A 10,086-nucleotide genomic window follows, 5' to 3' on the forward strand; every position below is an offset into this window, starting at 1 on the left:
CCCGCGACCCGACGTCTACCGACCCAAATTACGCCAGAATCTCGGAGAAAAAACCCATATGCCCCGCGGCCCCCCAGAGGGCGCGGCGGGCAGTTCTGTGAAACGGACGGCGTCGGTGAACGGCGTCGGCGAGCGGCGTCAGCCCTGGCGGGCCAGGTCGGCGGCGCCGACGAGTCCGGCCTTGCCGCCGAGCTGCGCGGCGAGCACCTGCGCGTGCGGGCGCCACGCGCCGCCGATCAGCCAGCGCTTGAAGGACTTGCGGATCGGGTCGAGGACGAGGTCGCCCTCGTCGGAGACCCCGCCGCCGACGATGAACGCCGACGGGTCGAACAGCGACGCCAGGTCGGCCAGGCCCGCGCCGGCCCAGCGGGCCAGCTCGCGGAAGGAGTCGATGGCGACCAGGTCGCCGGCCCGCGCGGCCTCGCTGATGTGCTTGCCCTCGATGCCGTCGGGGGTGCCGTCGCCGAGCGAGAGGAGGACCGCCGCGTTCTCGGGGGTGGCGTTGGCGCGCTGCTTCGCGTACCGGACGAGCGCGCGGCCGGAGGCGTACTGCTCCCAGCAGCCCTGGCTCCCGCAGCCGCACAGCAGGCCGTCCGGGACCACCCGGATGTGCCCGAACTCGGCGGCCACGCCGAAGCGTCCGCGGCGCAGCTTGTTGCCGATGATGATGCCGCCGCCCAGGCCCGTGCCGAGGGTGATGCAGATGACGTCCTCGTGGCCCTGGCCGGCGCCGAAGCGGTACTCGCCCCAGGCCGCGCAGTTCGCGTCGTTCTCGACGACGACCGGCAGGCCGATGCGCTGCTCGACCTTGTCCTTGAGCGGTTCGTGCCGCCAGTTGATGTTCGGCGCGAAGAGCACGGTCGCGCGCTTGTCGTCCACGTATCCGGCGGCGCCGATGCCGACGGCCTCGATGGTGTGGTTGCTGCTGACTTCGGACACTGCGGCGCAGATCGCGTCCGTCACTCCGTCCGCGGTCGGCGGGGTGGGCACCTTGTACGTCTCAAGGATGGTGCCCTCTTCGTCGACCACGCCGGCCGCGATCTTCGTGCCGCCGATGTCGACGCCGATGGTGAGTCCCATTAGTCCCTCGGTTTCCGGTCAAACCCCGCCACGGCCAACGGTACCCGAGGGAGGCAGGGTCTCAGTCGAGATCGATCCGCTGGGCCGGACCGCTCCCGCCCTCGTCCCGGGGGTCGGAACGGTCACCGGAGGGCCGGTCCGAGGGGGCGCCGGGGGCGGGCTCGTCGCGGGTCCAGCGGCGCTCGTGGCCCTCCACGGCCGAGCGGTACGCGGCGAGCAACTCGGAGCCGGCGGCCGCGAGGTGGTCGAAGACCTCGGGGTTGCGCTCGACGACGGGCTTGGCGGCGGCCTTCGCCTGGTTGACGAACTGGCGGACCGCGCCCTGGGCGGCGGCGCCGAGCACCGGGTTGTTCAGCGCGGAGACCTTGTCGGCGACGGCCTCGAAGAGCCGGAACAGTTCCTCGGCGGCGGTCCCGGTGCCGGCGTCGGCGGCGCCCTGCCGGGCCCGGCGTCGTTCCTGTTCCGCGGCGAGGTCCTCGGCGCAGGCCTTGGCCCAGGCGTCGTCGTCGGTGGGACGGTCGGTGGCCTCGCTCATGGCGGACTCTCCTGCGGCAGCTGCTGGGCGTGCGGTACGTACTACCTTCGACGGTACCCGAACGGGGGTACGCGGTTCAGGGCCTGCGGGGCCACAGGTCCGGGTCGGGGGTGAAGCGGATGCGCAGCTCCCCGTCGGCGAGGGCGGCGCCGGACACCGTGCAGCGGCGCAGCGCCGAGGGCAGCGGAACGATCCTGCGGTACGGCCCGGCCGCGAGCAGCAGCTCGTCGCCGCGCCGCACGAGGTCGAGGTCCCGCTTGTGGGCGCCGGGCAGCGGGACCACCCAGACGAGTACCCCGTCGTCGGCGCGGCGGTCCTCGACGGCCCAGGGCCGGCGGGCCGGGGACGGCTCCCCGGGAGTGCCCGGGACGAGCGCCTGCGCGCCGGGGAGGCGGGTGAGGTCCTGCGGCCCCTCGGGGTCGCGCCCGAGGTGGCCGAGCGGGAGCACGGGCACGCCCCCGGCGGACCCGGCACCGGCCCACTGGGCGGCGTACTTCTCCTGCTGGGCGGCGATCCCGGCCAGCCAGGGGTCGGGCGAGCCCTGCGGCACCATCCGGTTGGCGACGATCGCGCCGACCGGGAGCTGTTCGAGGGCGAGGCCGAGCAGTCCGGTGCGCAGGGCGGCGTCGGCGCCGGGTCCCGGCTCGGCGACCAGCCGCAGCGAGGTGGTGTCGGCCTCGACGACGGCCTGGACTGCGGCCAGCTCCTCGTCCCAGCGCGCGGCGGCCTCGTACAGCCACTGCGCGGGCATGGGTACGCCGGCCAGCTGGGCCAGTACGGGGCGCAGGGCGCGGGCCGCCTGCCGCTCGGCCGGGAGCAGCCGGGCCAGGTAGCGGCGCAGCTGGGCGGGGAGGGCGAGGGTGGCGACGGTCTGGTGCAGCGGGGGCATGTCGACGACGACGAGGTCGACGCCGGGTGCGCCGGCGGCCCGGCGCAGGGCGCGCAGCAGGGCGAACTGCTCGGCGCCGGGCAGTTCGGTGAGTTCCTCGGCCCCCAGCGGCCGGGCCCCGACCATGCCGAGCAGGGCGGATCCGCGTTCCTGGAGGGCGACGAGCTCCTCGCGGAACTCCTCGCCGGAGTCGACGCGGGCCACGAGGACCCCGCCGGCGGGGACGGCGGTGAGCCCGGGCGCGGCCTGGACGGGCTGTCCGCCGGGCTCCCCGACCAGTGCGGCCAGGGGGTCGCCCGGGTCACCGGAGAGCAGGAGCACCCGCTGCCCGGCCCGTGCGGCGGTGAGGGCCGTCGCCGCGGCCACGGTGGTCCGGCCGGCCCCGCCGGGGCCGGTGATCAACAGTGTGTGCATGGTGCAGGTGCTCCTCGTGCGCACCGGCGGAGCCGGGCTCCGTCCGCCGGACCGGGGCCGGTCCCGGCCCCGCGCCTCAGGCGGATTCGGTGGATTCGACGCGCTTCTTCAGGCCGGCCAGGGCGCGGTCGATGATGACCTTCTCGGCCTTGCGCTTGATCATGCCCAGCATCGGGATCTTGACGTCGACGGTCAGCTGGTAGGTGACCTCGGTGCGCTTGCCGCCGTCGAGGGGGGCGAGCCGGTAGGAGCCGTCGAGCTGGCGCAGCATCTGCGACTTGTCCAGGGTCCAGCTGACCTCGTCCGTGCCCTTCCAGGTGTAGGCGAGGGTGTGGTCGTCCTTGATCGCGCCCGCGTCGAGCAGCAGCCGGACCTTTTCCGCGCGGCCCGCGGAGTCGGTGGCCAGCACCTCGGCCTCCTTCACCTCGCCGGTCCAGTCGGGGTAGCGGGCGAAGTCGGCGATCACGGCCATCACGTCGGCCGGCGACGCCTCGATCGTGATGGTCGAGCTGGTGTGTTCGGCCATGGCAGTCCGCCCTCCAGGCTGGGGGTACCTCCCAGCGGTGGCTGGGGGAGTTCGAGGAAGTGTGCGGCCTGCGGCCGCCGCGTGCAGGCTACCGTGCGTGTGGGGGTCACCACTCCAGGGCCCAGGGCGTTCCGGTGGCGGCGAAGTGCCCGACGTTCACGCATTCCGTGGCGCCGATCCGCATCCGCCGGGCGAGCGGCTGGTGCACGTGCCCGAACAGTGCGTACCGGGGGCGGGTCCGCCGGATCGCGGCGAGCAGGGCCTCGCTGCCGCGCTCGAACCGGCGCGCGACCGTGTCGTAGCAGAGCTCGGGCACCTCCGGCGGGATGTGGGAGCAGAGCACGTCCACGTCGCCGAGCGCCTCGACCTTGGCGGCGTACTCCTCCTCGTCGACCTCGTACGGGGTGCGCATCGGGGAGGGCAGCCCGCCGCCGACGAAGCCGAAGACGCGGCCGCCGATCTCCACCCGCTGCCCGTCGAGGACGGTGGTGCCGGGGCCGGCGTACTCGTGCCACAGCCCCGGGATGTCGACGTTGCCGTAGGTGGCGTACGTGGGGTGGGGGAACGCGGCGAACATCTCGGCGTACTGGCGGCGGACGGCGCCCTCGATCAGTTGTTCGCGGTCCAGGCCGGCCCACAGCCGCCGGCCGAAGTCGCGGGCCTCGTCGAAGCGGCGCGCGGTGCGCAGCTCCACGATCCGGTCGGCGTTCTCGACGCCGAACAGGTCGGGGAAGATGCCGCGCGAGTGGTCGGCGTAGTCGAGGAAGAGCACGAGGTCGCCGAGGCAGATGAGGGCGTCGGCGCCCTCCCCGGCCCGGGCGAGGGCCTCGGCGTTGCCGTGGACGTCGCTGACGACATGGACCCGCGTGCTGCTTTTCCTGCCACCCATGCGCTCCACCCTAGGGGGGCCCGGGGACCGCGGGTAGAGCGGGTGGCACAGGCGGCCTACCTGCGGTTACTTCCGGGTCCTCAGGGGGGTCGACTACTGTCGGCATGGCACGGCCGCGTCATGTGACGCACGGAACATCTGGCCGGTTCCCCCTATCCGGAACCCACTACCGGTGGGTAACGTCCGGTCGGTCCACATGGTGGCGATGGCGCCCAGAGGAGCAGCAGTCTTGCGCGAGTTCAGCCTTCCGGCCCTGTACGAGGTCCCGTCGGACGGGAACCTGACGGATCTCATCCGCCGCAACGCCGCCCAGCATCCCGACACCGCCGTCATGGCCCGCAAGGTCGACGGCCGGTGGCAGGACGTCACCGCGACCGAGTTCCTCGCCGAGGTGCGCGCCGCCGCCAAGGGCCTGATCGCGGCCGGCGTCCGCCCCGGCGACCGCGTCGCGCTCGTCTCCCGCACCCGCTACGAGTGGGTGCTCTTCGACTTCGCGATCTGGACGGCGGGCGGCGTCACCGTCCCCGTGTACGAGACCAGCTCGCCCGAGCAGATCCAGTGGATCCTCGGCGACTCCGGCGCGGTGGCCGCCATCGTCGAGAGCCCGGGGCACAGCGCGGCCGTGGCCTCGCTGCGCGACCGGCTGCCGGAGCTGCGCGAGGTCTGGGAGATCGAGCAGGGTGCGCTCGCGGCGCTGAAGGCCGCCGGTGCGGACGTCACCGACGCCGAGGTCGACGCGCGCAGCTCGCTGGCGAACGCCGACGACCCGGCCACCATCGTCTACACCTCGGGCACCACCGGCCGCCCCAAGGGCTGCGTGCTGTCCCACCGCAACTTCTTCGCGGAGTGCGGCAACGCGGTGGAGCGCCTGAGCCCGCTGTTCAAGACCGGCGAGTGCTCGGTGCTGCTGTTCCTGCCGGCCGCGCACGTCTTCGGGCGGCTCGTGGAGGTGGCGGCCGTACTGGCGCCGATCCGCCTGGGCTGCGTACCCGACATCAAGAACCTCACCGACGAGCTGCAGTCCTTCCGCCCCACGCTGATCCTCGGCGTCCCCCGGGTGTTCGAGAAGGTCTACAACTCGGCGCGCGCCAAGGCGCAGGCCGAGGGCAAGGGGAAGATCTTCGACGCGGCGGCCGACACGGCCATCGCCTACAGCCGTGCGCTGGACACCCCGCGCGGCCCGTCGTTCGGGCTCAAGCTCAAGCACAAGGTCTTCTCGAAGCTGGTCTACAGCAAGCTGCACGCGGTCCTCGGCGGCCGCGGCGAGTACGCGATCTCCGGCGGCGCCCCGCTGGGCGAGCGGCTCGGCCACTTCTTCCGCGGCATCGGCTTCACGGTCCTGGAGGGCTACGGCCTGACCGAGTCCTGCGCGGCGACCACCTTCAACCCGTGGGACAAGCAGAAGATCGGCACGGTCGGCCAGCCCATGCCGGGCTCCGTGGTGCGCATCGCGGACGACGGCGAGGTGCTGCTGCACGGCGAGCAGATCTTCACCGGTTACTGGAAGAACGAGACGGCGACCGCGGAGGCGCTGACCGACGGCTGGTTCCACACCGGCGACGTCGGCACCCTCGACGAGGACGGCTACCTGACGATCACCGGGCGCAAGAAGGAGCTCATCGTCACGGCGGGCGGCAAGAACGTGGCCCCCGCGGTGATCGAGGACCGGATCCGGGCGCACGCGCTGGTCGCGGAGTGCATGGTGGTCGGCGACGCGAGGCCGTTCGTGGCCGCGCTGGTCACCATCGACGAGGAGTTCCTCGGCCGCTGGGCCGCGGAGAACGGCAAGCCGGCCGGGGTCACGGCGGCGGAGCTGCGCGAGGACGCGGACCTCATCGCCGCCGTCCAGAAGGCCGTGGACGACGGCAACGCGGCGGTTTCCAAGGCGGAATCGGTGCGGAAATTCCGCATTCTGCCCTCCCAGTTCACGGAGGAGTCGGGTCACATCACGCCTTCGCTGAAGCTCAAGCGGAATGTGGTGGCGAAGGACTTCGCGGACGAGATCGAGGCCCTGTACCGGGGCTGATCGCCGCTCCGGGCGGCTAGCGGGGGTCCTCGGCGAGGATCCTCGCCATGTTCCGCTCGGCGAGCGCGGTGATGGTGACGAACGGGTTCACCCCGAGCGAGCCCGGGACGAGGGAGCCGTCGACGACGTACAGCCCCCGGTAGCCCTTGGCGCGGCCGTAGTCGTCGGTCGCGTCGCCCAGGACGCAGCCGCCGAGCGGGTGGTACGTGAAGTTGTCGGCGAAGTTCTTGTTGTCGCCGAACAGGTCGTACCGGTAGATCGTGAAATTGGCCCGGTTGATCCGGTCGAAGAGGCATTTGGCGGCCTGGACGGACGGGGTGTTCTGGTCCCGCCGCCAGTTGAGCCGCGCCGAGTCGCTCGCGGCGTCGTACGTGAAGTGCCCGCGCTCGGGGTTCTTGGTGATGGCCAGGTACATCGAGATCCAGTGCTCGAAGCCCATCGGCAGCGGGGCGATCTCGGCGAACACCGGGTTGGCGGCGTTGTCCCAGTCGTCGATGCCCAGGGCGGGCATGGTGGCCTGGTTGGCGCCGACCGTGTCCCAGAGGTGGTTGGCCCGTGCGGTCATCACGTTGCCGTTGTGGCCCCAGCCCAGTCCGACCTTCTCGCTGAGCGCGGGCAGGGTGCCGCGCTCGCGGGCGCGCAGCAGGATCTCGGTGGTGCCGAGGCTGCCGGCGCCGAGGAAGAGCTGCTTGCAGCCGAGCTCCCTGACCTGGGTGACCTTCCCCGTCACATCGCTGGTCTGCACCGTGAGCACGTAGCCGCCGGTGGGCTCCTGGCGGACGCCCACGACGCGCTGCATGGTCTCGATGGTGACGTTGCCCGTGCCGAGCGCGGCCGCGAGGTAGGTCTTGTCGACGCTCTTCTTGCCGTGGTTGTTGCCGTAGATGACCTCGCCGGCCAGCGCCGAGCGGGTGGCGGTGCCCGCGGCCTCGCGCTGCATGTACGAGAAGTCGTACACGTTGGGCACGAAGGTGGTCTTCAGGCCGGTGTTCTGGGCGTGCTTGCGGGAGATCCGGGCGAACCGGTACCACTCCGTGGACTCGAACCAACCCGGGTCGATGTCGTTGACGCCGAGTGCGGCGCGGGCGCGCGGGTAGTAGGTGCCGTACATCTCGTCGGCGTCGACCCGGGGCAGCACCTCGGAGAAGTAGGAGCGGCGCGGGGTCGGGGCCATGCCGCCGTTGACGAGGGAGCCGCCGCCGACGCCGCGGCCGACGTACACGGACATGTCGCCGTAGTTCACCCGGTCGAGGACGCCGGGATAGGGGCTGATGTCCCGGTTGACGACGTCGAGCCAGAGGAACTGGGCGAGCGGCGCCTCGGTACGGGTGCGGAACCACATGGAGCGCTGGTCGGGCGCCGAGGTGGAGGGGAAGACCTTGCCGTCGGGGCCGGGGGTGTTCCACAGCCGGCCCATTTCGAGGACGACGGTGCGTACGCCGGCCTGCCCGAGCCGGAGGGCGGCGACCGCCGAGCCGTAGCCGGAACCCACGACGATGGCGGGGGCGTACTGCGCGGCGGGGGGTTCGGCGGCGGCGGCCGATTGGAGCCCTATGCGGGTGAAGCCGAGGGCCGCGGCGGTCTGGAGGGCGCCGATACCCAGGAAGTGACGGCGCGTCAGGTGAGGTGTCATGGCCGCATCATGGGCGGAATCAGGCCGTCCACCCAGAGGCGGTGTTGACAGACATCTGAGGAACAGTCAGGCGTGGCGGAGGATCACGCGGACCGCGCCGCCCCGTCCCGCCCCGTCCCGGACCGGCCCCGGCTCAGACCCGGGCCGCCGGTTCCGTCAGCCGCTCCGCGCGCCGCGCCGTGATCGCGACGGCGGCGCCCCGTCCGGCGGGCGTCAGCGCGGTCGCCCGGCCGATCCCGCCCGAAGCGCCGGTCGCCAGGGCCACGGTCCCGCGCAGCGCGTCGTCCGTCGTCGTCACCACTCCTCGCCCGGCGCGCCGCCGTCGGGCACGCCCGCGGACATGCCTTCCGACCCCGCCCGGCCGCCGCACGGCCCGGGCCACGACGTCCCCCGGCCGGCGCAGCCACCGGCCGCGCCCCGGCGGCCCGGGACGCACGCCGCGACCGGGGCGCGGGCCCCGGCTGGCCCCGGGTGGCCCCGGGTGGCCCCGCGGGGGTCAGAGCAGCTCGCGCAGGCGGTCCGCCAGCAGGTCCCAGCGCCACTTCTCCTCGACCCAGGCGCGGCCCCGCTCCCCCATGCGCCGGCGCAGCTCCGGATCGCGCAGCAGGGCGATCACCCGGTCCGCCGCGTCCTCGGGGACCCCGCCCCGGACGACCCAGCCCGTCTCGCCCTCCAGTACCGCGTCCGGCGCCCCGCCCGAATCGCCCGCGACCACCGGCAGGCCCGTCGCCGAGGCCTCCAGGTAGACGATGCCGAGGCCCTCCACGTCCAGCCCGCCCCGCCGGGTCCGGCAGGGCATCGCGAAGACGTCCCCGGCGCCGTAGTGGGCGGGCAGTTCGCCCCACGGGACGGCGCCCGTGAAGACCACCGAGTCCGCGACCCCCGTGGCGGCCGCCAGCGCCCGCAGGTCCGCCTCGTACGGGCCGCCGCCCACCACCAGCAGCACGGCGTCCGGCACCGCGGCCAGGATCCGCGGCATCGCCTCGATCAGCGTGTCCTGCCCCTTGCGCGGGACCAGCCGCGAGACGCAGACCACCACCGGCCGGTCCGACAGCCCCAGCCGGGCCCGGACCGCGTCGCCGCCCGACCCGGGGTGGAAGGTCTTCTCGTCCACCCCCGGCGGGAGTTGCACCATGCGCGCCGCCGCCCGGTCCGTCAGCGCCGAGGCGATCCGCGAGCGCGTGTACTCCCCCAGGTACGTCAGCGTGTCCGTGCCCTCGCCGATCCGGCGCAGCAACTGCCGGGCCACCGGGAGCTGCGCCCAGCCCGCCTCGTGCCCGTGGGTGGTCGCCACGATCCGCTGCGCGCCGGCCCGGCGCAGTGCCGGGCCCATCAGCCCCAGCGGGGCCGCGGCCCCGAACCACACCGACGAGCAGCCGTGTTCGCGCAGCAGCCCGACCGCCCGCCGGGTCACCCGCGGGGTCGGCAGCAGCATCGTCGTCCGGTCGCGCACGACCTGGAACGGCTGCTCGGCGTCGAAGGCCGCGGTGGCCTCGCGGCCCTCGCCGCCGTGCTTCCAGGTGGAGGCGTAGACGACGATCCGGTCGGGATCCAGCCGCAGCGCCATGTTGTGCAGGAAGGCCTGGATGCCGCCCGGGCGCGGCGGGAAGTCGTTGGTCACGATCAGCGTCTTGTGCATCGCCAGCCAAAGTACCGGACGCCCCCGCACGCCCCCTCCCCGGCCGCGGGCCGGGCCGAACCGGTTCTCAGGGCGCGCCCAGCTCCTGGCGCAGGCTCGCCTGCCAGGCCAGGGTCAGGCCGGGCGGATCGCCGCCGATGGTGTCCTCCAGGGCCGTCTCCAGGGGTTCGCGGCCCGCCCGTTCGTAGAGGCGGACCAGCGCGGCGTCGCCCCAGCGGGACGCGATCAGCCGGCAGGCCAGCCACGCGCCCTCGTACGCGCGGGCCATCGCCTCCGGGTCGGCGCCGAAGGCGAACTCCCGGTCGGCGGGCAGTGCGCCCGGCAGCTCGCCCCGGCGTACGGCCCGGCCCAGGGCCGGCGCGGCCTGCTGCGGGGGGGGGGTGGCGTATACACAACTGACGCTGCCGCCGACTATGAGAGTGTATATCTCGGGGGTGGCCGGGTCAATAACAGGG

Annotated in this window: 9 protein-coding genes and 1 pseudogene; 1 reads left to right on the forward strand and 9 read right to left on the reverse strand. The window is 73.5% G+C overall.

Going from position 1 to position 10,086, the window contains the following annotated elements; translation table 11 throughout:
- Positions 1–138 precede the first annotated feature (138 nt).
- The 5 genes from ACFXA3_RS23100 to ACFXA3_RS23120 all read right to left on the reverse strand — a co-directional run bounded on the left by ACFXA3_RS23100 (position 139) and on the right by ACFXA3_RS23120 (position 4,333).
- Positions 139–1,080 (reverse strand): ROK family glucokinase, encoded by a 942-nt coding sequence (locus ACFXA3_RS23100; RefSeq protein WP_385189519.1) that lies wholly within the window; start codon positions 1,078–1,080, stop codon positions 139–141.
- A gap of 61 nt (positions 1,081–1,141) precedes the next feature.
- Entirely contained in the window at positions 1,142–1,615 is a 474-nt protein-coding gene (locus tag ACFXA3_RS23105) for a DUF5304 domain-containing protein (protein ID WP_385189522.1), read from the reverse strand.
- Between the two features lie 76 nt (positions 1,616–1,691).
- The gene (locus ACFXA3_RS23110; protein WP_385189524.1) at positions 1,692–2,918 is read right to left on the reverse strand and encodes an ArsA family ATPase; all 1,227 of its coding nucleotides are present in this window, start codon (positions 2,916–2,918) and stop codon (positions 1,692–1,694) included.
- 76 nt (positions 2,919–2,994) lie between these two features.
- Positions 2,995–3,444: an SRPBCC family protein gene (locus ACFXA3_RS23115; RefSeq protein WP_385189526.1), complete on the reverse strand. Its 450-nt coding sequence runs from the start codon at positions 3,442–3,444 to the stop codon at positions 2,995–2,997.
- Between the two features lie 106 nt (positions 3,445–3,550).
- Positions 3,551–4,333: a metallophosphoesterase gene (locus ACFXA3_RS23120; RefSeq protein ID WP_385189528.1), complete on the reverse strand. Its 783-nt coding sequence runs from the start codon at positions 4,331–4,333 to the stop codon at positions 3,551–3,553.
- Positions 4,334–4,562: 229 nt separating this feature from the next.
- Between ACFXA3_RS23120 and ACFXA3_RS23125 the strand changes: the two genes are divergently transcribed.
- Positions 4,563–6,359, forward strand: a complete 1,797-nt coding sequence (locus ACFXA3_RS23125) for an AMP-dependent synthetase/ligase (protein ID WP_385189529.1) — start codon at positions 4,563–4,565, stop codon at positions 6,357–6,359.
- Positions 6,360–6,375: 16 nt separating this feature from the next.
- Here the strand turns inward: ACFXA3_RS23125 and ACFXA3_RS23130 are convergent, their stop codons facing one another.
- The 4 genes and pseudogenes from ACFXA3_RS23130 to ACFXA3_RS23145 all read right to left on the reverse strand — a co-directional run.
- Positions 6,376–7,992: a GMC oxidoreductase gene (locus tag ACFXA3_RS23130; RefSeq protein WP_385189532.1), complete on the reverse strand. Its 1,617-nt coding sequence runs from the start codon at positions 7,990–7,992 to the stop codon at positions 6,376–6,378.
- Between the two features lie 133 nt (positions 7,993–8,125).
- Entirely contained in the window at positions 8,126–8,290 is a 165-nt protein-coding gene (locus tag ACFXA3_RS23135) for an SDR family NAD(P)-dependent oxidoreductase (RefSeq protein ID WP_385189534.1), read from the reverse strand.
- Between the two features lie 198 nt (positions 8,291–8,488).
- On the reverse strand, positions 8,489–9,631 hold the full coding sequence (locus tag ACFXA3_RS23140) for a glycosyltransferase family 4 protein (RefSeq protein ID WP_385189537.1): 1,143 nt from the start codon (positions 9,629–9,631) through the stop codon (positions 8,489–8,491).
- Between the two features lie 67 nt (positions 9,632–9,698).
- A pseudogene (locus ACFXA3_RS23145) lies at positions 9,699–10,086 on the reverse strand (hypothetical protein); the annotation flags it as partial.

The organism is Streptomyces sp. NPDC059456 (assembly GCF_042750055.1).
Lineage (GTDB): Bacteria > Actinomycetota > Actinomycetes > Streptomycetales > Streptomycetaceae > Streptomyces.